Below are 26,379 nucleotides of genomic sequence, written 5' to 3' on the forward strand. Positions count from 1 at the left end.
GGGGTCGTCCCCATGTTAGATTAGGCGTATTTAGGGTCGTCCCTAAGCCATTTGATTACAGTAAAAACTGTAGGTGATATAGCTGTTCGTGATAGCTGTTCGCGATGAGATTGCAAGACTAGCAAATTTAAGGTAGAAACTTCAATCGTTGATTTTACCGAAAAATACATGCAACGAACAAAAAGGCGATAGCAAGCTTGATAAGCTTACTATCGCCTTGATATTTCAACTCTTTTACACTCTTTCTATAAAGGCGTTTACACTAGGGCGTCGGCATAACCCATGCGAGTGAGCGCTGTGCGCACTAGCTCTAAGGTCTGTGGATCTTCTATGGTCGCAGGTGCAGTATATTGCTGATTATCGGCAATTTTTCGCATAGTACCGCGTAAAATCTTGCCAGAGCGTGTTTTAGGTAATTTCTGAATCGCACTGACTAACCTAAAGGATGCGACGGGGCCAATCTCTTGCCGTACCAGAGCAATTAACTGTTTATGCAGCTCTTCATCACTAATCGTCACGCCCTTTTTCAGCACCACTAAGCCTAAGGGAACTTGGCCTTTGAGTTTATCATCAACCCCAATCACTGCAGCCTCGGCCACATCGGGATGTTGACACAGGACCTCTTCAAAGCGCCCCGTCGATAATCGATGGCCTGCCACATTAATGATGTCATCGATACGACTCATAATGTACAAATAGCCATCCTCATCCATATAACCCGCATCGCCAGTTAAGTAATAACCTGGATACATAGACAAGTAACTATCTTGATAGCGTTGATCATTTTGCCAAAGGGTTGTCAGAGTGCCGGGAGGGAGTGGCAATTTGATCACCACATTACCCGATACATTGGCGGCAACCTTTTCACCTAATTCATCGACCACATCGACTTGATATCCGGGAACGGGACGACCTGGCGATCCCGCCTTAACGGCAATAGGCGCTGTGCCCATCAAATTGGCGGCCACAGGCCAGCCGGTTTCCGTTTGCCACCAGTGGTCGATAACGGGTTTATTCAACTTGGCCTCGGCCCAATGTAAGGTATCGGGATCACAGCGCTCCCCGGCTAAAAACACGTTTTTCAAGCAGGTTAAATCCACACCTTGCAGATATTCACCATCGGGGTCTTCGCGCTTAATGGCTCGAATAGCCGTGGGCGCAGTAAAAAAACTTTTGACTTTATATTTCGCAATCGTCCGCCAAAAAGCCCCCGGATCAGGGGTTCCAACGGGTTTACCTTCGTATAGTAAGGTGGTCGCACCGACCAATAAGGGCCCGTAAACAATATAGGAGTGACCGACAACCCAACCCACATCGGATGCGGCCCAAAACACATCACCTCGACCAATGTCATAGATATGGGTCATTGACCAAGCCAACGCCACGGCATGGCCGCCATTATCCCTAACGACACCTTTAGGTTGCCCCGTCGTACCCGAGGTATAGAGCACATAAAGCGGATCGGTCGCCTTTACGGCCACACAATCGACGCTGTCACACCCAACAACCGCAGATTGCCAATCTTGATCCCGCCCCGCTTGCATCTGCGCCTCATATTGAGGTCGATTTAAAATCAAGCAATGGCTAACTTTATGCTCTGCCTCATTCAATGCTTTATCTAACAAAGGCTTGTAGGGCACAACCCCAGATGGCTCGATACCACAGGAGGCCGACATGACTAACTTAGGCTTGGCATCATTAATACGTGTGGCGAGTTCATTGGCGGCAAAACCACCAAAAACCACCGAGTGAATGGCACCAATGCGGGCACAGGCCAACATGGCATAGACTGTTTCTGGCACCATAGGCATGTAAATCACCACCCGGTCACCCTTAGTCACACCGATACGCGTTAAATATCCGGCAAGCCGCGATACCTGTGCTAACAATTCGGTGTAGGTAATGCTGTATTCGGTTTCAGTCACAGGGCTGACATAATGGATGGCGATATGCTCCCCACTCCCCGCTAAAATGTGCCTATCGATAGCGTTGTAACAAGTGTTTAATTCACCATCACTAAACCAGCGATAAAATGGCGCATGGCTTTCATCTAATATGTGTTTACTGGGTGTTATCCAATCGAGTGCCTTGGCTGCTTGTTGCCAAAATTCGGATTTATTTTCTATCGATGCTTGATGTAATTGTTGTGCGACATCTGTCATAAGGCCTCCCATCATGACGCTCATCTATGTCAGCATAGATGATATTCTCCCCTTCCTTCCCGTGGCTGATTATGACTCGCAACGCACTATTCCCCCATTAGACTAAGGGATATAACCAGACACTATTTAGCCATATAGGGGCAACAAATAGTAGAAATGGGCCTTGCTGAACCTAGGGCATCCACCTAATCTTATGTCTTAAATGGATTTTTTCACGGAAAGAAATACGTATTATGGCGAAATACCACCCACTTAAACTCTATCTCTGTTTGCTGTGCAGCTTATTGGCGTCCCCAAGTCTGGCATCATCCCTACAACTTGAAGCACTCCTCGAGCCCATTGCCATTGGCGAGAGGGCCCAAATCGACAACACTCAAATCATCAGTGCCAAGTTGGTGTCACGGATCTATCAAGTCCGTCAATATGAGCCCCTCTGGAATGACAGAGACTATGCTGGCACTCTGCTGAATGTGCTTAAAAATGCCGATGATGAAGGCTTAGCTAAGGAAGACTACCACTACCCACGACTCATGGAGTTGTACAGCCAACTCACAGCAACAAACTGGCACGATGAACAACAGAGTAAAGTATTTGAAATCCTGCTAACCGATGGGATCATCACCTATGCCATCCATTTGCTGAATGGCAAAATCAACCCCAGTATGCTTGGTAAAACATGGAATTACGACGAGACTCAGCTCGATTTTGACACGACCTTGAAGCAGCTTGAAACACATATTCAATCACATACGATTGCAGATGCCATTGCGGGGCTAGCGCCGAACATCGCCCCCTACCATGAATTAAAACGCTACCTTGCCCATTATCGAGATCTCGCCAAGCGTTATCCCTTCGAGGCTATCCCTTATACAGAGGTGATTAAACCCGGGGCGAGTCACCCCAGCCTCGCCGCCATAGGCAAAAGACTCTCCGAGCTGGGTTATTCCGATGAAACCACCACAGATAATGCGGTTATCACAACCTATGATAACGCGCTAGAAAATAGGATCAGGCGCTTTCAAACCGACCATAGTCTAACAGCCGATGGCATCATTGGTGCTGGAACCATGGCGGCGCTGAATGTGCCCTATGCACGCCGAGTGGAACAGATCCGCATTAACTTAGAACGCGCCCGTTGGCTATCTGCCGACTTAACAGAAAACTATTTGATTATTAACTTAGCGGGCTACGAACTCTTACTCTTTAAGGACAACGCTCTGAGCTGGCGCACCGACATCATTATTGGAAAAGTAAATACTAAAACACCGCTTTTTAAATCAAAACTTAAATACCTCGTCGTGAACCCCACTTGGACAGTTCCACGCAGTATTTTTCCCGAGATCATCGGCCATGTAAGGAAAGATCCGGATTACCTAAAGAAGAAACACTTTAATGTGGTCGAAGGCTCAGGCACGCCAGTTAACGTCGATCATATCGACTGGCAAACGACGAGCCCAAAAAATTTCCCCTATTGGTTTGTGCAGCAACCCGGGAATGACAATTCTCTTGGCCAAGTAAAATTTATCTTCCCAAACCAATATGCAATCTATCTGCATGATACACCGTCAAAAAAACTATTTGAGCGTACGGATAGAGCCTTTAGCCATGGTTGTATTCGGGTTAAAGATCCGCTGGTGCTCGCGGATAAACTCCTCAGCGCCAATGGCAACTGGACACCGGCATCACTGAGTGAAAAGCTCGCCGAGGGTAAAACTGAAAATATCTTCCTCGATGAACCACTGGATATCCTTATCATGTATTGGACTGTCAGCACCAGGGAAGGAAAACTCAGGTTCTATAACGATATTTACCAGCGCGATCCGGTATTGATTGAGGCCCTTAATCGTCCGACCTATGATGCCGTACTCGCCAAGGATGGTTTGCTCAATATTATTGAATAGGCCGCGCCTTTATCCCAAGAGCGGCTTTTAACTGCGTCAGCTGCGGTAGCGGGCGGCGCAGTGATAGCCCACCGTCGCAAATCATAATAAAACCCTTATCTAATCATCGAATTAAATCATTTAACCCACTCGCAGTGGCAAGTAGAATTGACAAAAAAACTGAACTGACTTTATCGCAATCTTTACCTTTACGTAAACTTCATATATCTTGCTTAAAAATGATTAACCAAGGTGTATCAATGAGCGCAACTACCACAGCCCAAACGACTTATTCGATAAGTGATCTCTCCAAAGAGTTTGATATCACCACGCGAAGCATTCGTTTCTACGAAGACCAAGGTTTACTTAAACCTAAACGTCGCGGCCAAACCCGAATTTATAGCCTCAAAGACAGGGTTCGCCTCAAGCTTATCTTACGTGGTAAACGCTTAGGTTTCTCCCTGGCCGAAACCCGCCGGCTGTTCGAATTATACGATGCCGACAAAAGCAGCACGACCCAGCTCAACACTATGTTGGCCCTAGTCGAAGAGAAAAAATCGGCGCTGCAGCAGCAAATGGACGATATCAAAGTCGTGTTAATGGAGCTTAACTCCGCCGAGCAGCAATGTCGCCTCGCCTTGGAAGAGAGTCAGGCCGTTAAAGCCTAGGGATGATAAACACGGCATAGCTGCCGCGCAAGGCCAAGGTATAAGGGTAGGAAATTGACCCAGTAAGACTAAACAACGACTCAAGCACCTAATCATAAAAATTATAAATTAGCACCTCAGATAGGACACAAGCAATGAACTCACTCTACACTAGTCTCAATTTCGGCCTTGGCGAAGACGTCGATATGCTCCGTGATGCAGTACAGGATTTTGCCAAAAACGAAATCGCCCCCATCGCCGCGAAAGTCGATCACGACAACGCCTTCCCCAATGAAATCTGGTCAGTCCTAGGCGGTATGGGACTGCTGGGCGTGACAGTACCAGAAGAGTTTGGCGGTGCCAATATGGGCTACCTTGCCCACGTCGTCGCCATGGAAGAAATTTCCCGCGCATCGGCCTCAATCGGCCTAAGCTACGGCGCCCATTCCAACCTATGTGTAAATCAAATCAACCGTAACGGTAATGCGGCGCAAAAAGCCAAGTACCTGCCAAAACTGGTCAGCGGTGAACATATTGGCGCGCTGGCCATGAGTGAGCCAAACGCGGGTTCAGACGTAGTGTCGATGAAGCTGCATGCCCGTAAAGAAGGCGACCGCTATATTCTCAACGGCAATAAGATGTGGATCACTAACGGTCCCGATGCGCACACCTATGTGATTTACGCTAAAACCGACTTAACTAAAGGCGCACACGGGATCACCGCCTTCATCGTCGAGCGCGGTTTTAAGGGCTTTAGTCAAGCACAAAAACTCGACAAACTCGGCATGCGCGGCTCGAACACCTGCGAACTGGTGTTTGAAGATGTGGAAGTGCCAGAGGAAAACATTTTAGGCGGCCTAAACAACGGCGTAAAAGTGCTGATGAGCGGCCTAGATTACGAGCGCGTCGTGTTGTCTGGCGGCCCACTGGGGATCATGAGCGCCTGCATGGATATCGTTGTGCCTTATATCCACGAACGTGAACAGTTTGGTAAATCCATCGGTGAATTCCAATTAGTCCAAGGCAAACTCGCCGATATGTACACTGGCATGAACGCCGCCAAATCCTACGTATATGCCGTCGCAAAATCCTGCGACCGCGGTGAAACCACCCGTAAAGATGCCGCTGGCGCCATTCTGTATAGCGCAGAACTCGCCACCAAAATGGCACTGGATGCGATTCAACTCCTTGGCGGTAACGGTTATGTCAACGAATACGCCACCGGCCGTTTACTGCGTGATGCCAAGCTGTATGAAATCGGTGCTGGCACCTCTGAAATTCGCCGCATGCTGATTGGCCGCGAGCTATTTAACGAGACTAAATAGTCGCCATAGGGCTAGTGGCGGTGTCGCGTCATTGGCCCTAAGCATCGATAAACACTCAATATCGATAGCTCTACACACCGAATTTCCGCTTGAGAAGGACAACCAAAGTGACGCAATTAAGCAGTCGTATTAACGCCCGTAGCGATGAATTTAAAGCGAAATCCGCTGATATGGCCGCCCTCGTGGCCGATCTTAAAACTAAACTAGCCAAAATTGAACTCGGCGGTGGCACAATCGCACTGGAGCGTCATTTATCCCGGGGAAAATTACTGCCACGTCAACGAGTTGAAAAACTGCTCGACGCCGGCTCACCCTTTTTAGAGCTATCGCAATTCGCGGCGTTTGAAGTCTATGACGAGGAAGTGCCCGCCGCCGGTATTATCGCCGGTATCGGTCGAGTGAGTGGCGTGGAATGCATGATCATCGCCAACGACGCCACGGTTAAAGGCGGCACTTACTACCCGATTACCGTTAAAAAACACCTTCGCGCCCAAGATATTGCCAGCCGTTGCCACTTGCCCTGCATCTATTTAGTCGACTCGGGCGGCGCTAACCTGCCCCGCCAGGATGAAGTCTTCCCCGACCGCGATCATTTCGGCCGCATCTTTTACAATCAAGCGCAAATGTCCGCCAAGGGCATCCCACAAATTGCCGTGGTCATGGGCCTATGTACCGCAGGCGGCGCCTATGTACCGGCGATGGCGGATGAATCTATTATCGTAAAAGATCAAGGCACTATCTTCTTAGCGGGTCCGCCATTAGTCAAAGCGGCCACGGGGGAAGAAGTCAGCGCCGAGGAGCTTGGCGGCGCCGAAGTGCACACTAAAATTTCTGGCGTGGCCGATCATTTAGCCCAAAACGATGAGCACGCGTTAGAGCTTGCCCGCCGCGCGGTATCACGCCTAAATCATCAAAAAGAAATCAACAGTCTGCTGAGCCCTGTCAAACCGCCAAAGTTCGATATCAGCGAACTGTACGGCATTGTCGGCACCGACTTGAAAAAGCCCTTCGATGTCAAAGAAGTGATCGCCCGTATCGTCGATGACTCCGATTTTGATGAATTTAAAGCCAACTATGGCGCGACTTTAGTTTGCGGTTTTGCCCGTATTCACGGCTATCCCGTCGGTATCGTCGCCAATAACGGCATTCTGTTCTCGGAGTCGGCGCAAAAAGGCGCGCATTTTATCGAACTGTGCTGCCAGCGCAAAATTCCGCTGCTGTTCCTGCAAAATATCACTGGCTTTATGGTGGGTAAAAAGTACGAACACGAAGGCATAGCCAAACACGGCGCTAAGATGGTGACCGCGGTTTCCTGCGCCAATGTGCCTAAATTCACTGTGATTATCGGCGGCAGCTACGGCGCGGGCAACTACGGCATGTGTGGCCGTGCGTTCGAACCGACCATGATGTGGATGTGGCCTAATGCTCGTATTTCCGTGATGGGCGGCGAGCAGGCGGCTGGCGTTCTCGCCACAGTGCGTCGCGACGGTTTAGCCCGTAAGGGTGAAGAGTGGTCAGTTGAGGATGAAAAAGCCTTTAAAGCGCCGATTATTGCCCAGTACGATAAAGAGGGTCATCCATACCATGCCAGCGCCCGTTTATGGGATGACGGCATTATCGACCCAGCGCAAACCCGTGATGTCGTTGGTCTGGCCCTATCGGCAGCATTAAATGCTCCTATCGAAGACACCCGCTTTGGCGTGTTCCGTATGTAAAAGGCACATGTGAAAACATATGTCTCACAATAAGATAGGTAAAATAATGATAACTGATACACAAACGACAACGCATGACTTAAGCCAGTTGCAACACGTAAGCTATGCGCTTAATAACGGCGTTGCCGAGCTGATTTTAGATCGCGCCGATGTGCACAATGCCTTCGACGAAGTGATGATTAGCGAGATGATTAGCGTGCTTGGCTATTTTGCCACGCACAAGGATTGCCAAGTGCTGGTACTCAAAGCAAATGGTAAAAACTTCAGCGCCGGCGCCGATCTCAATTGGATGCGCAAGCAAGCTAAGATGGACTTTGAACAAAATTTAAATGATGCCAAAGCCTTAGCTAAATTGATGCAGAATTTAGATCGATTCCCTAAGCCCACCATTGCCTTAGTGCAAGGTGCAGCCTTTGGCGGCGCCCTAGGGCTGATTTGCGCCAGCGATATCGCCATCGCCACCGAGCGCGCAAGCTTCTGCTTAAGTGAAGTGAAACTCGGATTAATTCCCGCCGTCATTAGCCCCTACGTTGTCCGCGCTATGGGTAACCACGCATCGCGCCGCTATATGCTCACCGCAGAGCGTTTCGATGCACAAACGGCACTCAAACTCAATGTTATCCATGAGATAAGCGACGACTTAGACGCCGCCGCAAAACCGATTATCGAAGCCCTGCTCGCCAATAGCCCCCAGGGCATGGCATGGGTCAAAACACTGCTGTCACGCCTCGAAGATGGTGTGATAGATCAAGACACTATTGATTACACCAGCGAGCGTATCGCCCGCATTCGGGTATCGACCGAAGGCCAGGAAGGCTTAAATGCCTTCTTTGAGAAACGTCAGCCAAACTGGCAACAAGCACACTCAACCAAGTCAACGCCAAATGATACCCAAGGAGCACATTAAATGTTTACTAAGCTATTGATTGCTAACCGGGGTGAAATCGCCTGTCGCATCATCAAAACCGCTCAGGCCATGGGCGTTCGCACCGTTGCCTTATATTCCGATGCCGATAAAAACGCCCGCCATGTGGCCATGGCCGACGAGTCTTTCTATTTAGGTGGCAGCGCGCCAGCGGACTCCTATTTAAAGGGTGATTTGATCATCGACATAGCGAAAAAATCCGGTGCACAGGCCATTCACCCTGGCTACGGTTTTTTGTCTGAAAACGCCGGCTTCGCCCGCCAATGTGAAGCCGCAGGCATTGTCTTTGTTGGCCCGGGTAGCGACGCCATCGATGCCATGGGCAGTAAGAGTGCCGCTAAAGCCATCATGACGGCCGCAAATGTGCCCTTAGTACCGGGTTACCACGGTGATGACCAAAGCGATGCCACCTTAAAAGCCGAGGCATTAAAAATCGGCTTCCCAATGCTAATTAAAGCGGCTTACGGCGGCGGCGGTAAAGGCATGCGTATCGTCGAAAATGAAGGCGAAATCATGGAGGCCGTTAACTCGGCGCGCCGTGAAGCCGCCTCCTCTTTTGGTAACGATAAGTTATTGATGGAGCGTTATTTACTTAAGCCACGCCACGTCGAAGTGCAAGTGTTTGCCGACACCTTTGGCAATGCGATTTACTTATCGGATCGCGACTGCTCAATTCAACGTCGCCATCAAAAAGTGGTCGAAGAAGCGCCCGCCCCAGGATTAAGCGATGAGCTACGCGCTCAGATGGGTGAAGCCGCCGTCGCCGCCGCCAAGGCCATCGATTATGTCGGCGCGGGGACTGTGGAGTTCCTGCTCGATACCGACAATAGCTTCTATTTTATGGAGATGAATACTCGTCTGCAGGTTGAGCATCCCGTCACCGAAATGGTCACATGCCAGGATTTAGTCAAATGGCAATTGCTGGTCGCCAGCGGTCAACCACTGCCGTTAAAACAAGAGGAAGTGCGCGTTCATGGCCACTCCTTTGAGGTGCGTATTTACGCCGAAGATCCACAAAATGAGTTTTTACCCGCCAGCGGTAAACTCAACTTTTTGCGTGAGCCCGAGCAAAGCAAGCACGTGCGTATCGATTCGGGCATTCGTGAAAACGATGTGATCAGTAACTTCTACGATCCTATGATCGCCAAACTGATTGTGTGGGATGAATCGCGCCCACGCGCCCTGCAGCGTTTAGTGCATGCTTTAGAGTCGTATCAAATCAGCGGTCTTAAGCACAATATCGAGTTTTTGGCGAACATTGCCGAACACCCTGCCTTTGCCAATGCCGACTTTAGCACCGACTTTATCGGTCGTTACGGCGATGCCCTGATCGGCAGCCCATCGAGTGAAGCCGACAACGCCATGGCCTTTGCCGCGCTGTATCAAGTACTTGCCCGTAAACAAGCCGCCAAAGCCCAGGCACTCAACAGTGCCGATCCCTATTCGCCTTGGGGCCAAGTCAGCGGTTTTAGGCTCAATAGCTGCAGTCAGCACAGTATCGCCCTGCTCAATGACGCCCATGAATTACAGCAACTGGTGATGCTCGATTTAGGCGACACGTATCAATTACCCCTGCACGGGCAAACCTGGTTACTCGGCGGTGAATTGAAACAAGACTTACTGCTCGCTGAAATCAACGGCCATAAGAGTAAAATCCCAGTTAGTTCGCAAGGTGATGACTTTACACTGTTTTTACCTTCAGGCAGCTATCACTTTAAGGCGGTGCAAACCCTGGTAGTGGAAGAACAAGTGAGCAATGCCGACAAATTAAAGGCCCCGATGAACGGTACTGTAGTCACCCATCTAGTCGATGTCGGCGCCCAAGTGAAAGCGGGCCAAGGGTTGCTAGTGATGGAAGCCATGAAGATGGAATACACCATAGAAGCGCCCTTCGATGGCATAGTGAGTGAGTTCTACTTTAAGGCGGGCGAGCTAGTGACCGATGGTGCAACCTTACTCAATGTTGAGCCGTTAGAGGCCGCACCGCAGGCGTCTGACACTGAATCACCAACGGCGAAGGAAGTGTAACATGTCATTGTTCAGCATTGACACCCACTCAACATCGGACAAGGTCAGCATCTTCGAGATGGGGCCGCGCGACGGCCTGCAAAACGAAGTGGTGGTGCCAACCGCGGCTAAAATCGCCTTGATTGAGTCGTTGGCCGAAGCGGGGCTCAAGCGCATCGAAGCGGGCAGCTTTGTGTCACCGAAATGGGTGCCACAAATGGCCGATTCTGCCGATGTGCTCAAGCAAATACAGCGTCAAAGCGGTGTGGTGTATAGTGCACTCACGCCCAATGTTAAAGGCTTTGAGCTGGCGCTGGATGCAAAAGCGAGTGAGGTGGCAATATTTGGCGCCGCCTCCCAAAGCTTTAGCCAACGCAATATCAATTGCTCGATAGAAGAGTCGATTGAACGCTTTATCCCTTTGATAGAATTAGCAAAAACACACAATATCCCCGTTCGGGGTTATGTCTCATGTGTGCTCGGTTGCCCCTATGAGGGTGAGATTGCCGTGAGTGAAGTGGCCCGAGTGTCTGAAATCCTTTACAAAATGGGCTGTTACGAAATATCACTCGGCGACACTATCGGTGTAGGCACGCCGCAAAAAGCCCGTAGAATGCTGCAAACTGTCAGTGAACGTGTCCCCGTTGATAAACTGGCGCTACACTTTCACGACACCTATGGCCAAGCATTAGCCAATATTTTGGCCTGCTTAGACTTAGGTGTGCGGGTATTTGATTCCTCGGTAGCGGGTCTTGGCGGCTGTCCCTATGCTAAGGGCGCCTCGGGTAATCTCGCCACCGAAGACTTAGTCTATATGTTGCACGGCATGGGATTAGAGACGGGTATCGATCTGCACAAGTTAGCGCTGGCGGGGCAAGAGATCAGCACACAGTTGCAGCGTAAAAATGGCTCAAAAGTCGCGAACGCAATATTACAAGCATCTAAAATCTAGAGATTATTGGGCTCGAATAACAATAAGAGGAAATCACAATGGCAGGACTCAATAAAGTCGTCAGCAGCTATGAAGAAGCGTTAGCAGGCTTATCAAACGACATGACCATTATGGTCGGCGGCTTCGGCCTATGCGGTATTCCAGAAGGCTTAATCAATCAAATGGTTAAGATGGGCGTTAAAGGATTAACGGCGATTTCGAACAATGCTGGCGTTGACGATTTCGGCCTAGGCTTACTGTTAAAGCATCGCCAAATTGCCACTATGATCGCCTCCTATGTGGGCGAAAATGCGACCTTCGAACAGCAAATGCTCTCGGGTGAACTGAACGTGATTTTAACGCCCCAAGGCACGCTGGCGGAAAAAATCCGCGCGGGCGGCGCAGGCATTCCGGCATTTTTCACCGCAACTGGCTACGGCACGCCCGTTGCTGATGGCAAGGAAACCCGTGAAATTAAGGGACGCCATTATGTGTTAGAAGAATCCCTGACCGCCGATTTTGCCTTAGTGCGAGCCTGGAAAGCCGATACTATGGGTAATCTGGTGTTCCGTAAAACCGCCGCCAACTTTAACCCTATGATGGCGACCGCGGGCAAAATCACAGTGGTCGAAGCCGAGTTTATTGTCGAGCCGGGCGAGCTAGACCCCGATCATATCCACACGCCGGGCATCTATGTTGACCGCGTTATTCAAGGCACGTTCGAGAAACGTATCGAGCAGCGCACGGTAAAAGCCGCGAAATAAGCGCAACCGACCATAGAATTAACGCAAGGGACACTGAGATCCCAAGAGTAAAGGCCAAAAGGTAAAGGATAGATATCATGGCATTATCAAGAGAACAACTGGCTCAGCGCGTCGCCAAAGAATTAAAAGACGGCTATTACGTCAACCTTGGCATTGGTATTCCAACACTGGTCGCAAACTACATTCCTGAAGGAATGGAAGTGATGCTGCAATCGGAAAACGGCCTACTCGGCATGGGCGAATTTCCCACCGAAGACACCATAGATCCCGATTTAATAAACGCGGGCAAACAAACGGTCACCGCAGTTAAAGGGGCGTCATTTTTCTCCTCGGCGGAAAGCTTTGCCATGATCCGTGGCGGTCACGTGGATTTAACGGTTCTGGGCGCCTTTGAAGTCGACGTCAACGGCTCAATCGCCTCATGGATGATCCCAGGTAAGCTTATCAAAGGCATGGGCGGCGCGATGGATTTAGTGGCCGGCGCCGAGAATATTATCGTGACTATGATGCACGCCGATAAATACGGTAATTCTAAGCTGCTACCCGTATGCGAATTGCCTTTGACAGGTTATGGCTGCATTAAACGCGTAGTGACAGATTTAGCCTTTATCGAGATTAAAGACGGTGCCTTCCACCTCTTAGAGCGCGCCCCCGGTGTGAGCGTTGAAGAAATCATTAGCAAAACCGCAGGTAAGTTAGTCGTACCTGAACATGTGCCAGAAATGACCTTCTAACGGCAAAGCCTAGGCCGTGCAATAGGTCGTGTATTAGGTCACATGTAACAAATCATGCAACAGCCCAGAGAAGACTTCTGGGCTGTTTATTTATAGGGAATGCTCGCCCTGCTCTGCCGTCTAAATCAGCAAAATAACTCTACCGGCGCATCTTCGGGGGTCAGTTGTAACTGGGACTCAAATTTGAGCCCTAATTTATTCAACAGCGCCTTAGATGCCTCATTATGCGAACTGACGATAGCAACAATAGGCTCAATGCCCAATTGCTTACCCAGCGCGAGGGCCGCCTGCGCCGCCTCGAAGGCGTAACCTTTACCCCAATATTGTGGCAAAAAGGCATAACCTAAATCCACATGCTCGAGTGTGGGTCTTTTGATTAAGCCACAGATCCCTATTTGAAATCCATTCTCCGCAAGTACCACCGCATACAAGCCAAAGCCCTGCTCGGCATAGCTGTTCATCGGACCGTTGGCGATATATGCCTTAGCATCATTCAAGGTACGGACACCTTTATCCCCGATATTATCGATAAACCCTTGGCTATTGAGTAACACTAGGATGAAAGAAGCATCCTCTGGCGCTAACTGCCGTAGGATTAACCTTGGGGTGCGGGCAACTTGCATAGGATTTCTCCACTAAAGAGTAACGGTTTTATAGGTAACGGGCGTACTGACTGCCATCCCTCTGTGGTTTTTTAGGCGCCGCAACGGCTGGTGTGCCTATATATAAAAACCCGACGATTTGATCTTCGGCCTTTAAGCCTAATGCCGTATTCACGTTCGTATCGAAGGCAAAATCACCGGTGCGCCACACCGCGCCCAATCCTAAGGCAAAGGCCGCCTGCTGCATTGCCATCGTTGCGCAGCCCGCAGCAATTTGCTGCTCTAGCACTGGTACTTTAGGGTGCGCCTGGGTTTTCGTCACCACAGTGATCACCATAGGTGCGCGCATCGGCATTCCCTTGGCTTTATGAACAAAATCCTCATCGGCGCCACTCGCTTTTGCCGCATTAACAAAAATATCGGCTAAGGTTTCAAGCCCCTCGCCGGTGGCGATAATAAACTCCCATGGCGCTAAGGCACCGTGATCCGGCACACGGATTGCGGCATCTAAGATAACTTTCAATTGGTCTGCATCTGGGGCTGGGGCAGTGAGTCGTGGCGTTGACTGACGGGTGAGTAAGAGTTCGATAGCGTCCAAGTTATTATCCTAATTCGATATAAATTGGGATAAAGCATAGCAAATTGTGCGTAAAGGGGTATAAAAAAATCCCACCGCTTGGGTAGGATTCTATGCCTTGAGTCGACGGATAATACGCCTTTATATCAGCGTTTAGCGTTATTTAACGCCAAAGCGTTTAGCTATCACATAATCTAGGCTAGTGTAACGGCCACCACCCAAGGTAAAGAGGGCAAGCAGCATAATAAAATAGGTGATAGCAAACTCGATCCCATTGTTGAGAACCACCAAATTACCCGAACTCGTTAACCAGTCGTAATTGCCATGCTCTTGCAAAATATCCTTTGCCTTAGCGAGTTTATCCCCCGCCTCAAACACTCTTTCATTGGCGAGCCAAGAACTGCCATCGGCTATGGCTAACCAGCCGTTTGGCCAATGCACAGTAAAAGCGGCGACTAACATAGTGACCATTAAGGGAATCGCAATCAGCCTAGTCGCGAGTCCAAGCAGCAATAAGATGGCCCCAAAAAACTCGGTCCCGGCGGCGAGGCCGGCCATTAACGCGGGCATTGGCAAGCCTAAACCCCAATCTGGATTGGCAAACCAGGCGACTGTGTCTTCAAAATGTGACAGCTTGTTATACCCAGCTTGTAGCAACACTGGGGCAAGATAAAGCCTCAGGGCTAAGGGAGCAACCCCCTCAAAATAGCGGCTTAAATTGAGTAGCTTCTGATAGAGGGCGGCGAGCGGCATAGTGTTTTTCAAGGTCGTTACCTCTTAAATTGTTTTGTTGCAGATAAGACCCCTTAATATCGATAAATCTTTCAATGCCTAGGATTCTTTTTCGAGTGCCTCTTGATTTAACTCGGTGAGATCTTGAATAAGCTGATTGAGTTTTTTATAGAAATGTTTGGACTGTTTTTCCGATAGACTGGTGTTTATCGTCAGCATCAGAGTCCCGAATGATTCGGTATTTTTGCGTAATAATCTTCTATGTTTCTCAGACTTAAGCTCATCGGGTCGCGTCATTAATAATGTCAAACGCTCGGTTAACAGCGCCCTATCGCCGCGTTGCCCTAGGGCGACTTCAAACTGGCGTAGCCACTCGTGGCGATACTCGAGCCACATATCTAAGGTGGACAAACGCTGTTGATTATATTGGTGGATCAGTGCCTTTTGTTCTGTGCTGACACTGCCTAGCCAGTCTTTAAACTGTCCTTGAAGGTTTTCATCCGCCTCTTGTTGCAATTGTTGCTGGGATTTACCCGCAAATTCTTTGATTAACTCCTGCTCATCTTGACGCAATTTAGTGAGGATTTGCTTCACCTGAGCATCACTCAACGACATGACGATAGGTAGCAACTCTGGCAGCGCAAATTCAAACAATCGAAACCAATGCCGTTTAGCGATATCCACATGCTCGGCCCATAGTGGTGGCGTTAAGGTATTGGTTTTAATGAGCGTTTCGATTTCAGTTAACTGAACGACATAGTGGGATAATTCTTTGGATTGATGCCATAGAACAAACTTTTCGATCAGCGCATCGAATGCCTCTTGCTGGGGATCGTCTAAGGTAACATAGTCCTCCTGCTCCCAGCCGATGGCCCAGTCGATAAAATGATAACTGAGTTTAGTCGAACACGCCGTTAGCCCTAACAATAACAGCAGTAACAACAGGCTTTTTTTCATATTGAATAATCCATCCTAGATTTATACCCAAACAGCCTGAAGACGTTGGCACTGATATAAAAGTTGCTTGAGTATACCCAAAAAATCTCAGGATGCTGAAACTCGTATCTTGAAGTAGCTTGGGGATATTCCATTGTTTTTGTAAATAAGCGTGACAATAAATCGCTATGAGATTTGCGGCCAAAAAAAATCGAACCAAGCAATATACTCACCATGGCAGCTTGGCTCAGTTTGCTGCGCCGCCATTAAGAGCGCCCAGTAACAGGCCAATACCCAATACATTTCAATGGCAGCGGGCACGGCAAATATCGCCTCCTCCGTTAAATAAGGATGCTTAGCCAGATATTGCTGCACCAAAAAATGTTGCTGCAAAGGGGTTAAGGCATGGGTGGCCAGCACAGTCGCAAGCTCACACAGTGGATGTGAAGCCGTCGCATACTCAAAATCGATGCAATATAAACGCTTATCTTTAAGCAGCAAATTATGGGGATTAAGATCTCTATGGCAAAACTGCGCTTGGAGTAAACAGTTCGCCAAGGTGCCTGTCCAGCGCTGAATATCAGCTTGGATCCCTAGCAATTGAGTTACCCGCCGGTGCCAGTCGCCCCCGATTTGGCTTAACTCGCCCTCGATAAGAGATGACGCCATAAAGGTTAACATCTGCTGGTGATATTCCTGCCACTGCTCGGTAATGCTGATCCCATAGGGCCCCTTAGGTATATCCCGTAATTGCAGCAATAACGTCAGTAACAACCTATGGGCTTGATTAGGATGTGAGTCAGTTAGAGGGTCATGCTCAAGTGCTAATGGCAAGTGGTGAAGTGAATCTTGGCCCTGTAAAAAATCCGCCGCACTGCACAACCCCTCCAGAGCTTGCCAAGGCAGGGAATGCTTGTGTGACTGACCATAGTTGTCAATATTAGCGTCGATAATGTTGCCTTCAATGGTATCACTCTCAATAAACGCACTGAGGTAATAACGTTCATCTTCACTCACCCACAGCAGCTCGGGAGCCAATCTGGCGTTGGCTAAATGTCGCCAATAGAAGCGCTCCTGCGCTCTGGAGCAAAAACTGTCCGCCGCATCGGCATTGAGGCGAAAAACATAATCTGCTGTAGGCGTTGAAATTTTATAGTTGTGATTACTCAAGCCGCCCGATAATTCACTGATATGAGTGATCTTATCCAGCCCAGCAGCTTTTAATATAGGCAACAGTTTTTGAAATGGCTCACTCAATGTTTGTTCCATACGCGAAGTCCTATACTCAATCCGTGGGCTGGGCTTGTTTTACGATCATTAGCTTAGTGCATTGGCCTCACGCGCATCGGCTAATGCCGTGCGCCATAGGAAATATCCCACCACAGCGAGGCCCACATAGAGCACAAAGAGCAGTGACGTCAGCATCAATCCCTTACTGAGATACAGATAGATTGACACTAGGTCGATTACCACCCAATAGAGCCAATTCTCAAGCACTTTTTTTGCCACTAAATAGGTCGTCATCACCGCAAAGCAGGTTGTCGCCGCATCCAGATAGGGAAATGCCGCTTGGGTGTAAGTCGCCATACCATAACCAATAAATAATGAGATCAAGGTTGTTATGCCAATCAATTTCAGGTGGGTTTTCAACGACCAAGTCGTGACTTTGACTCCCCGATGCTTATCACCGCCCTGTGTCCATAACCAATAGCCATAGAGCGCCATCGCCATATAATAGACATTAAGCACAGACTCCATCAGCAATGCCACCTTCCAAAACAGCACAGTATAAATGGCCGTACTGGCAAACGCCGCCGCCCAGCACCAAACGCTGGCCTTTATCGCCAGTAGCAAATAGGCCATAGCCAAGCATACGGCCAAGGCTTCCCACGCTGTCATCACATGGACTTCACCTAAGGCCGCATAAACACTATCGACCAATGTAAACCATAAATCTGTCATGGGTTATTCACTATGGGCTAAATTCAATTCGCCACCGATAAACTTACACACAAACACCGCCTTGCCCCACTTTTCATGGGCGGCTTGCATCTCAATGGTGAGCATGGCCATCACGTCTTGATATTCACCACACACTTGGGTGGCCATGGCATTAGTGACGCGCTCAATATTGGCATAACTGTCCACTCGGCCAATAAACCATTTGATCGGATCGAGGTAATTTTCATTAAAGGGGTACATGCTAATTTCTGCGGTCAGTTTCATTTCGGTTCCTTATACTACTCAACATTGACGCTGTGGCGCCTATAGCACCACAGCGCAGGTGATTGTTGCGATTACATAAACTTGACGTTGACAGTCACGCCGAGTTGGCGGGGATCGCCGTAGCGGATATATTGCTTTTCCGCCCAGCCATTATCGGGTTCGTTACCAAAATAGAAGCCACGCACACCGTATTGCTCGTCGAATAAGTTACGACCCCAGAGGTAAGCGGACCAAGCATTGGCCTCATAACCCACACGGGCATTGACGATAGTGTAGGGTTCGGAGCGAGAGTCATTGCTATCAGAGTAATAGAATTCACTCTTACCGCTGAGGTTAAGGTTAGCAAACCAACCCGAGTTCCCACGGAAAGTTCCGCCAAGACTGTAGGTAAAATGGGGCGAATGGGCCAAATCTCGACCGGTGAGATCCACCTCTGTGCCGTATTTATCCTGATACTGATAGTCACCGTAGGCGGTTTCTAGCCAACCTAGGCTGGAGTACAGTTGCAGATTGTCGGTGGCATACCAAGTCGCATCCAGTTCCGCACCATAGTTATTCGAGCTACCGGCATTTTCGGTGTAGAGGATAAAGCGCTGCGGTTTATCAGGATCTTGCTGGGAAGCCGCCACCTGTTGATCTTGCCTATCCATATAAAACAATGCGAGATTCGTATCGATAAGCCCTTCTAGCCAATGGGATTTCAGACCAATTTCATAGTTATATAGTGTCTCAGTATCAAACTCTTTTTTATCGTTCAATTCGACTGGCAAGGTCATGTTAAAACCTCCCGCCTTATAGCCACGAGCCACTCTAACGTACACATTATGGGACTCATTCAGCACTTTACTCAACGCAATATGGCCCCCCCACATGGTTTCGCTCGGGTCAAAGTTATCCTGATTGGTATCCGAGTAATGGCTATTGCGCTGTTCTACACGCAGCCCCACGGACAAAGCGTAATCCGAGCCCAGATCCGTATCGAGCTGACCAAAGAGCGCATAATTGGTGGCTTCATACTCTGAGTCTAAAACCTCATCGGGCCAAGCGTTATACTCGGAATATAATTGGTTATCTTCTTTCAAATTCATGGCATACACGCCAATGAGCCAGTCTGTGCTATCGGCAAAAATACGGCCTTGATCCGTGGAACTTACACGAAACTCTTGGGATAGGGTTTTACGCTGGCCTGTTTTATCCCAAAAATAATCGTACTGACAGGGGGCAACGCTGCCTTCATCTTCACATTGTTTGGATGCCCAATAATCAGGGTTGGCCCAATCGCCATCGTAACTGTAATGGTGATCGGTATTAGCGAAGGAAGTTAACGACGTTAGCTCAAAGTGCTCTGCGCCAGAATAGGTCGCTTTAAAGCCTGCGCCTGTGGTGCGTTGACTATCGACACCGGGCTCATCCGAGAGAGTTTGTTTAGGATTATTGGTTAGACTCCACACATCATAGCCATTATCAAAATCGGCGTGCAGCAGGGTTAAATCCAATTGCAGCTCGTCCGTCGCGTACCAACGCAGCTTAGCGCGGCCAGTAAACTCATCGCGACCATTCGTGTCATCACGCTCTAGGTACAGATTATCGCGGTAACCATTTTGTTGATGTTGCTGCAAAGAGACTCGGTACAGCAGCTTACCCGAATCCGTTAATGGGCCCGAGCTATAACCACTAAAGGTACGTAAATCATCATCCCCGAGGGAGACCTCGGCGCCGTGTTCAAATACATCGGTGGGGTCATTGCTCTTTAGGTAAATCAACCCCGCTAAGGCATTCGCACCATAACGTGTGCCCTGCGGGCCACGCAACACTTCGACTTGTTGCAGATCGTACATGCTCGACACCATGCCGATACCGGATAAATCGATATCATCTATGATGTAACCCACGGAGGAGTTAGGTGCGCCTTGGTATTGTTCCTGCTCGCCGACGCCACGTATTTGAAAATACTTAGGCCGAGAACTCCCACCAGACCAGTTAACGTTAGCAATGGAATTAAGCACATCCTCGAAATGCTGCGCGCTTTCATCTTGAATTTGCTGGGCATCGACCACAGTAATGCTTGAGGGCATTTTCTCTAAACTGGCACTGCGAAAATCCGCCGTCACCACCATGACTTCCATCTCAGTGCTAGGTTCGGGTTTATCGATAGCATCGGTTTGGGCGAATGCGGATGTGCTAAGCGCAGCGGCAATGGCTAACGCCAAGGGCGCTCTCATTAACGGTTGGGTGGAGACTGGATTTTTACAGTTAAACATAGGACCTCAAATATCTAGTTTGAGATCCGGCAACGAATAAGCGATTCAGAAGTGTGCTGTTGATTGGCCCATTCCTACGCCGGTATTAGCCGGATCAGGTTCTAAGGGTTCGTCGGATGACATCTCAGTCTGCAGTACGGATTAAAGTAAATTCGCTGCAAACACCCCTTGGCGGCGTCTAGTATACATGAGGAATGGGAGGATGACACACTTATGTCATAAAATGAAAAATGCCAGCAGCGCTGGCATTTTTTAAACCTCACCTAAGCTTAATAGGAATAGGTTTCACGCACATACACATCAAATTTCACCGCTTGGGCATTGGGAGCAACGGCAGACACTTGCAACTGTTGTTTACCGTGGAGTTTCACCGACTTCCAACTACTGGCCTCATCTTCGATGGTAAAACCACTGGCATCGTACCAAGTGAATTTATATTGCACGCGCATATCGCTAGCGGACTTGCTGACTATCAGCGCAGAGCCTTGAATTAAATCCCCCACCCGGCGGGCATCGACACTTTCAAGGGCGATATCCTGGGCAAAACTGTTACTGTCAATACGGGTCTCGCCCAGTGAGCTGACTGAGATCCCCGCCGTATCTGAGGCGCAGCCGCCAAGGGCCAGTGCTGCGGCCAATATCAATCCGGTATAGATGCGTTTCATCTTATTTCCCTCTTTAATCAATCAGAAAGTGTGCCCTTGCCGTGGCAATCAATTGCTTGCGGTTGGTCTGCCAACAATCGATATTGACGTTGGCAACCCGTCGCCCCTGACGAGTGATACGGCATTCGGCAAAACTGTCCTTATGCAGACCCGCGCGCAGATAATCGATAGAAAAGTCGACCACTTTAGGCACTTTTGCCGTTTGCATAAACACCATTAACTGCACAATTGCCGACATTTCCATAAAGCCCGCGATCACGCCACCGTGAATGGCGGGTAAGACAGGGTTACCTATATTGTCATCTTTGGCGGGCAGTTTAAAAATTAATTCATCGCCAAAACGCTCAACCCGCATGCCGATAAACTTGGCGTAGGGAACGTGCTCGAGTAAATGCCCGAAATCGTTAAGCTCGGTTGCCCGTTTGACAATACTTTGCACATCGAGGGGCGTTTTACTTTCGATCGCAGGTTTATTGGCTACGCTGGTATTCACGTCTGGGCTTGGGCTTATTCGCTCCGTCCCTAATTCGTGTTTATTTGAGTTCATCACTTTCTCCCTGTGCTGGCACAGCTTCTCCCATCAATGCTTGCCGAAAGGCATCACCAACCATTTCAGGGCTAATGCGCATAAATGAACCCACAGCATGGGCGATGGGGTCGTCAATACTGTCCTGATAGGCAATGGCGCGGGTAAAAGCGATATTGGATGACAGCTTATAGCACTCAGCAAAACCATACACGGGTTTATGGGGCTGAGCTGGCTTCATATAATCCACCCGTAAATCTAAGGTGGGGGAGATTTCTAGTGATTGATATTTTTGATAAATAGCACTCACCACCGCACTGCCACAGGCGGTATCCATCAAGGTCGTGATCACGCCACCGTGGATAACGCCAGTATCGGGGTAACCAATTAATTCAGTGCTATAGGGCAACTCAATCAGCACATGATGCTCACTCGCCTCGAGAACCTTTAATCCAAGGCGACGGCACTGGGCTAATTGATCCACAAATCGTTGTGCCATCTGAGTCAGCGGGAAAAACTCCGGATTTAATTTCATCGACCTTGGCTCAACATGGGTCCCAACGGCTCTCCGCCCACGAGGTGAATATGGATATGGTACACTTCCTGCCCACCATGTTGATTACAGTTCATGATCAGTCGATAACCATCCTTCGCAATGCCCGCTTCGGCCGCCAACTTAGCCGCAACCGTCATCATGCGACCCAGTGCAGGCTCATCCGAGGCTTTCACCTCGTTCGCCGTTGGAATTAAATGATTCGGCACGATCAAAATATGGATCGGTGCCTTAGGGGAGATGTCTCTAAAGGCGGTGACGAGATCATCTTGATACAGGATATCGGCTGGAATTTCGCGACGAATAATTTTGCTGAAAATCGTTTCTTCGACCATGGGGGATCCTCCTTGGGTTAATTGGCATAGTATACTAGCAATTCAACGCTTTGTGTCTCCAGATATTTTACGTTGCATTTGCCAGTTGTCGGTATTTTTGGCAGCATGACGCCCATTAGCATTCGTAGGTTTTGCAGGATAAATAATGATCCATTACCAGATAACCCCCGTCGATCCGAAAGCCCATTTATTTGCCGTCACTATGACGGTATCTAAACCCAACACAGTGCAAGTCTTCAGCCTCCCCGCTTGGTTACCCGGCAGTTATATGGTGCGCGACTTTGCCAAAAATATTATCGAACTTAAGGCGAAGGACGAAACGGGCCGAATCCTTGAGCTTAAACAGCTCGATAAACAGACCTGGTCGATTGACAGTAACAGCGCTGAAATCACCCTGAGCTATCACGTCTACGCCTGGGATCTCTCGGTGCGAACCGCCCACTTAGACATGACCCACGGTTTCTTTAACGGCAGCAGTGTGTTTTTAGCCGTCCACGGATTTGAAGACACTTTGCATACCGTCACTATGGCACCACCAACGGAGCCAACATTGAGCCAATGGCGCCTTGCTACCAGCATGACGCGCACCAGTGGAGAGGACTTCGCCTTCGGCCAATTTTGCGCCGAAAGCTATGATGATTTAATCGATCATCCGGTGGAGATGGGGTTATTCACCCTAGGGAGCTTCGATGCCTGTGGTGTGCGGCACGATATCGTACTCAATGGTCGCCACCGCGCCTGTATGCCAAGGCTCTGCCAAGACTTAAAAGCCATTTGTGAGTATCAAATTACGCTCTTCGGTACACCAGCGCCCTTCGAACGCTATGTGTTTATGACCACGGTATTAGACAATGGCTTTGGTGGCCTAGAGCACAGAGCCTCTACCGCCTTAATGTGTTCACGTAAGGACTTACCGCTGTCGCTAGAGATGTCGATGAATAACGACTATCGCACCTATTTATCCCTGTGCAGCCACGAATATTTCCATAGCTGGAATGTTAAACGCATTAAACCCGAGTGTTTCTTGTCCTATCGACTCGAAGCCGAAACCTATACGCCACAGCTTTGGGCCTATGAAGGCATCACCTCCTACTATGATGATTTTCTCACCTATCGCGCGGGACTCGTCGATGAGCAAAGCTATTTAGATATGCTCAGTGAAACCTTTACCCGCGTTTATCGCAGCCCAGGGCGTTTCAAACAAAGTATTAAGGACTCGAGCTTTAATGCTTGGACTAAATTCTATAAACAGGATGAAAATGCCCAGAATGCCATCATCAGTTATTACACTAAAGGTGCCCTATTTGCGCTGTATTTAGATCTCACATTGAGAAGTGAAACCCAAGGCAAATACACTCTAGATGCGGTGATGAAAATCTTATGGCAGGAATACGCCCTGCAAAACCGTGGCACCACAGATCACTGCCATCAAAAGATTGTTGAGCGCTTACTCGGCCGTGATTGTCAGGACCTGTTCGCCTATTTAGATAATACCGACGATATTCCCCTCGGCCCACTGCTTGCCGAGTTTGGCGTTGAGTTTAACTTACGGGCGAGCAATGGCGCACAGGATGTTGGCGGCGGCACAGCTAAGGGCTATGAGATCGCCTTTGGTGCTAAGACACAATCCGCCCCTTTGGGCTTAAAAATCGTGACTGTCACCCAAGGCAGTCCTGCCCATCTTGCAGGCCTAAGCGCGGGTGATGTGTTAATTGCGGCGGATAATCTACAGGTAACAGGCCAATTTGAGGCGCAGCTGCAACAGTATCCTCTCGGACAATGCTTGCCATTGCACTGGTTTAGGCGGGATGAATTAATGACAGGTGAACTGATTATCGCTGCGGCGCCTAAGGATACCGTTGCCCTAGCGATCAGCGATAAAACCAAACTCGCGACATGGTTAGGACGTTAATTTAACGTTTTGATCAGGGAGGTTTTAAGAAAGATAAAAGGGGCAAAAGCCCCTTTTATCATTTCTGAGATAACACTTAACTTAGGTACTAATATCTAAACGAACACATCTATGTCTAGATCAGTATTCCCTTGCCAAATCAGTGTCTTTTATCAGTGCTAATACAGACTTAAACCACCACATCGTGCAAATAGGTCTGCGCCCAGGCAATGGCTTGGCCGCGACTGGAGACGCCAATCTTACGAAATACCCGATATAAATGGGTTTTAATCGTGCTTTCACTGACAAATAGCTGGTTCGCAATATCGAGATTAGTACTACCCGACAATAGGGCCTGCAACACCTCACGTTCGCGGATGGTCAAAGGTTCTGTATCTTCAAATAGCCCAAAGTCATCATTCACTCCGTTAGTGAGCTGAGGGGGTATCACCCTATGACCGCGCAAAATATTAGAAAGCCCTAGGCTAATTTCCGTTAACCCCGCATCGAGATAAAACACACCAGCCGTCGTCGCTGCCTGCATTAAAAAACGCGCATCCACCAGTTTCGGAAATTGAAGATACACCACCCGTACACTCGGCTGTTCGCGGGCGAGCAATCGCTGAAATTGATAGGCTTTTTGTAAATCGACCGTGGCGAGATCAATCACCACCATAGAAGCTTGGCTATCTTTGAGGTGCTCACACATGCCATCGGGATTCACTTGTGATAACTTCACAAGAAACTCCTGTGGCCAACGCCCTGCGAGTAACTCCATTAAAAGTTGTGATCTTGACACTACAATCCAATGTAATATTTTGAACATCCTGCTCACTCCCTGTCTGGTTAACGATTATTTATGTTGAGAATTCAACAGACTCTCAATACTACTTCAACATCCGTTCAATAGACCTCCGAGTCTATTGGTTTACGATATTAGCATTAGATAAAACAGATTCAAAAGACTTACTAAAAAAATATTTACCGTACGCAAATCAAAAACTTCTACAACTTTTACCTTCATTACTCTCAATCAGAAGTCTGAATTTAAACTGAAAAAATGGCTGTATTTTTAAAATAAAGGCGTAAAATCGCCTCAATAGATAGCGCCTATAAGGAAATGCGATGTCCAGCAGCAAACCCACCCCACTTGAGATAAAATCCTACGCAGTATGGGATAGACCCACACGATTATTCCATTGGTTCAACGTCATTCTGGTGCTCGCGCTCACCTTAGTGGGCGGCATGATGATGTATCGAACTGAATTAGGTATAACAGAGCTATCGGGCAAAATTGGCTTAAAAACCTTACATGTTTATATCGGCTATGGATTTGCGTTAAACCTACTGGTGCGGCTAGTCTGGGGTGTTGTCGGCAACAAATATGCCCGTTTCAGCCATATGTTTCCCAATGCCAATAGCAAAAATGAATTAATGGCTTACAAGTCAGAATTGGTCGCGGGTAAAAATCCGCAGTATTTAGGTCATAATCCTAAAGGCAAATTTGCCGTCCTCGGCATTATGTTGCTCTTAGTCACTATCATGGTAACGGGACTTCTACGCGCAGGAACCGATATTTACTACCCGCCGTTAGGTAGTACCGTACAAAGCTATCTTGCCGAGACCAATGTCGACCCTGCGAGCTTAAAACCCTATGATGCAACTGGGGTGGATCCCGAAAAAGCGGATGCACTTAAACCGCTGAAGGGACTAGCAGGTGAAGTGCACGTTTATGGGGTCTATCTACTCTTACTACTGATTTTATTACATGTGTCCGCCGTCATTTATACCGAAGTTAAACGCCAACCGGGGATCATTTCGGCCATGTTCTCAGGTAAAAAAATCATCCAAGGTCAACCCAAAGACGAGTAATTCTCGGGTGTAAGGCTTAGGCACGAAGGTAAGATAGCGATAAAGCCAAGGCTGCACTTAATGTGGCCTTGGCTTTTTTAGCTTAAATGGCTTTACTCTGGATTAAAGCTCAA

General features: G+C 48.7%; 25 protein-coding genes and 1 riboswitch. Of the genes, 11 read left to right on the forward strand and 14 right to left on the reverse strand.

Annotated elements, in window-relative coordinates; genetic code table 11:
- Window positions 1-257: 257 nt before the first annotated feature.
- On the reverse strand, window positions 258-2,162 hold the full coding sequence (locus COW15_RS12540) for a propionyl-CoA synthetase (RefSeq protein WP_293632878.1): 1,905 nt from the start codon (window positions 2,160-2,162) through the stop codon (window positions 258-260).
- A gap of 233 nt (window positions 2,163-2,395) precedes the next feature.
- Between COW15_RS12540 and COW15_RS12545 the strand changes: the two genes are divergently transcribed.
- The 9 genes from COW15_RS12545 (at window position 2,396) to COW15_RS12585 (ending at window position 13,090) form a co-directional block, all read left to right on the forward strand.
- Window positions 2,396-4,063: a L,D-transpeptidase family protein gene (locus COW15_RS12545; RefSeq protein ID WP_293632879.1), complete on the forward strand. Its 1,668-nt coding sequence runs from the start codon at window positions 2,396-2,398 to the stop codon at window positions 4,061-4,063.
- Between the two features lie 239 nt (window positions 4,064-4,302).
- Window positions 4,303-4,710, forward strand: a complete 408-nt coding sequence (locus tag COW15_RS12550; RefSeq protein WP_007649000.1) for a MerR family DNA-binding transcriptional regulator — start codon at window positions 4,303-4,305, stop codon at window positions 4,708-4,710.
- 134 nt (window positions 4,711-4,844) lie between these two features.
- On the forward strand, window positions 4,845-6,014 hold the full coding sequence (locus tag COW15_RS12555) for an isovaleryl-CoA dehydrogenase (RefSeq protein ID WP_293632880.1): 1,170 nt from the start codon (window positions 4,845-4,847) through the stop codon (window positions 6,012-6,014).
- Window positions 6,015-6,121: 107 nt separating this feature from the next.
- Window positions 6,122-7,729, forward strand: a complete 1,608-nt coding sequence (locus COW15_RS12560; protein WP_293632881.1) for a carboxyl transferase domain-containing protein — start codon at window positions 6,122-6,124, stop codon at window positions 7,727-7,729.
- Between the two features lie 49 nt (window positions 7,730-7,778).
- Window positions 7,779-8,636, forward strand: a complete 858-nt coding sequence (locus COW15_RS12565; RefSeq protein ID WP_293632949.1) for an enoyl-CoA hydratase-related protein — start codon at window positions 7,779-7,781, stop codon at window positions 8,634-8,636.
- On the forward strand, window positions 8,637-10,682 hold the full coding sequence (locus tag COW15_RS12570; RefSeq protein WP_293632882.1) for an acetyl/propionyl/methylcrotonyl-CoA carboxylase subunit alpha: 2,046 nt from the start codon (window positions 8,637-8,639) through the stop codon (window positions 10,680-10,682). It abuts the gene before it with no gap.
- 1 nt (window position 10,683) lies between these two features.
- Window positions 10,684-11,613 (forward strand): hydroxymethylglutaryl-CoA lyase, encoded by a 930-nt coding sequence (locus COW15_RS12575; RefSeq protein ID WP_293632883.1) that lies wholly within the window; start codon window positions 10,684-10,686, stop codon window positions 11,611-11,613.
- A gap of 38 nt (window positions 11,614-11,651) precedes the next feature.
- Window positions 11,652-12,356 carry a CoA transferase subunit A gene (locus tag COW15_RS12580; protein ID WP_293632884.1) on the forward strand — a complete coding sequence of 235 codons (705 nt, stop codon included), beginning with the start codon at window positions 11,652-11,654 and terminating at the stop codon, window positions 12,354-12,356.
- Between the two features lie 77 nt (window positions 12,357-12,433).
- Window positions 12,434-13,090, forward strand: a complete 657-nt coding sequence (locus tag COW15_RS12585; protein ID WP_293632885.1) for a CoA transferase subunit B — start codon at window positions 12,434-12,436, stop codon at window positions 13,088-13,090.
- Between the two features lie 125 nt (window positions 13,091-13,215).
- On the opposite strand, the gene COW15_RS12590 is transcribed toward COW15_RS12585, so the two are convergent.
- From COW15_RS12590 to hinT, 12 genes are all read right to left on the reverse strand, one after another.
- Window positions 13,216-13,713, reverse strand: coding sequence for a GNAT family N-acetyltransferase (locus COW15_RS12590; protein ID WP_293632886.1), 498 nt, complete (start codon window positions 13,711-13,713; stop codon window positions 13,216-13,218).
- Window positions 13,714-13,741: 28 nt separating this feature from the next.
- Complete coding sequence (locus COW15_RS12595) at window positions 13,742-14,290, reverse strand: NAD(P)H nitroreductase (RefSeq protein ID WP_293632887.1); 549 nt, start codon at window positions 14,288-14,290, stop codon at window positions 13,742-13,744.
- Between the two features lie 138 nt (window positions 14,291-14,428).
- Window positions 14,429-15,022, reverse strand: coding sequence for a DoxX family protein (locus COW15_RS12600; protein ID WP_293632950.1), 594 nt, complete (start codon window positions 15,020-15,022; stop codon window positions 14,429-14,431).
- A 78-nt stretch (window positions 15,023-15,100) separates the two neighbouring features.
- Entirely contained in the window at window positions 15,101-15,958 is an 858-nt protein-coding gene (locus tag COW15_RS12605) for a DUF6279 family lipoprotein (RefSeq protein WP_293632888.1), read from the reverse strand.
- Window positions 15,959-16,123: 165 nt separating this feature from the next.
- Window positions 16,124-17,206 (reverse strand): phosphotransferase, encoded by a 1,083-nt coding sequence (locus tag COW15_RS12610; protein WP_293632889.1) that lies wholly within the window; start codon window positions 17,204-17,206, stop codon window positions 16,124-16,126.
- Between the two features lie 48 nt (window positions 17,207-17,254).
- The gene (pnuC, locus tag COW15_RS12615; protein ID WP_293632890.1) at window positions 17,255-17,899 is read right to left on the reverse strand and encodes a nicotinamide riboside transporter PnuC; all 645 of its coding nucleotides are present in this window, start codon (window positions 17,897-17,899) and stop codon (window positions 17,255-17,257) included.
- 3 nt (window positions 17,900-17,902) lie between these two features.
- Entirely contained in the window at window positions 17,903-18,163 is a 261-nt protein-coding gene (locus tag COW15_RS12620) for a hypothetical protein (protein ID WP_293632891.1), read from the reverse strand.
- A gap of 71 nt (window positions 18,164-18,234) precedes the next feature.
- Window positions 18,235-20,424, reverse strand: coding sequence for a TonB-dependent receptor (locus tag COW15_RS12625; protein ID WP_293632892.1), 2,190 nt, complete (start codon window positions 20,422-20,424; stop codon window positions 18,235-18,237).
- Between the two features lie 54 nt (window positions 20,425-20,478).
- Window positions 20,479-20,603, reverse strand: a riboswitch (TPP riboswitch).
- Between the two features lie 90 nt (window positions 20,604-20,693).
- Entirely contained in the window at window positions 20,694-21,089 is a 396-nt protein-coding gene (locus COW15_RS12630) for a YcfL family protein (protein WP_293632893.1), read from the reverse strand.
- Window positions 21,090-21,102: 13 nt separating this feature from the next.
- Window positions 21,103-21,636 (reverse strand): PaaI family thioesterase, encoded by a 534-nt coding sequence (locus COW15_RS12635; protein ID WP_293632894.1) that lies wholly within the window; start codon window positions 21,634-21,636, stop codon window positions 21,103-21,105.
- Window positions 21,623-22,150 (reverse strand): PaaI family thioesterase, encoded by a 528-nt coding sequence (locus COW15_RS12640; protein WP_293632895.1) that lies wholly within the window; start codon window positions 22,148-22,150, stop codon window positions 21,623-21,625. The genes COW15_RS12635 and COW15_RS12640 overlap by 14 nt, the downstream gene beginning before the upstream one ends.
- Window positions 22,147-22,503, reverse strand: a complete 357-nt coding sequence (gene hinT / locus COW15_RS12645) for a purine nucleoside phosphoramidase (protein ID WP_293632896.1) — start codon at window positions 22,501-22,503, stop codon at window positions 22,147-22,149. The genes COW15_RS12640 and hinT overlap by 4 nt, the downstream gene beginning before the upstream one ends.
- A gap of 145 nt (window positions 22,504-22,648) precedes the next feature.
- Here hinT and COW15_RS12650 point away from each other — a divergent pair, with 145 nt between their 5' ends.
- Entirely contained in the window at window positions 22,649-24,415 is a 1,767-nt protein-coding gene (locus COW15_RS12650) for a peptidase M61 (protein WP_293632897.1), read from the forward strand.
- A 169-nt stretch (window positions 24,416-24,584) separates the two neighbouring features.
- On the opposite strand, the gene COW15_RS12655 is transcribed toward COW15_RS12650, so the two are convergent.
- The gene (locus tag COW15_RS12655; protein ID WP_293632898.1) at window positions 24,585-25,220 is read right to left on the reverse strand and encodes a LuxR C-terminal-related transcriptional regulator; all 636 of its coding nucleotides are present in this window, start codon (window positions 25,218-25,220) and stop codon (window positions 24,585-24,587) included.
- A gap of 299 nt (window positions 25,221-25,519) precedes the next feature.
- Between COW15_RS12655 and COW15_RS12660 the strand changes: the two genes are divergently transcribed.
- A complete protein-coding gene (locus tag COW15_RS12660; RefSeq protein ID WP_293632899.1) occupies window positions 25,520-26,266 on the forward strand; it encodes a cytochrome b/b6 domain-containing protein in 747 nt (248 codons plus the stop codon).
- The last annotated feature ends 113 nt before the right edge of the window (window positions 26,267-26,379 follow it).

This window comes from Shewanella sp. CG12_big_fil_rev_8_21_14_0_65_47_15 (genome assembly GCF_002783505.1).
GTDB lineage: Bacteria > Pseudomonadota > Gammaproteobacteria > Enterobacterales > Shewanellaceae > Shewanella.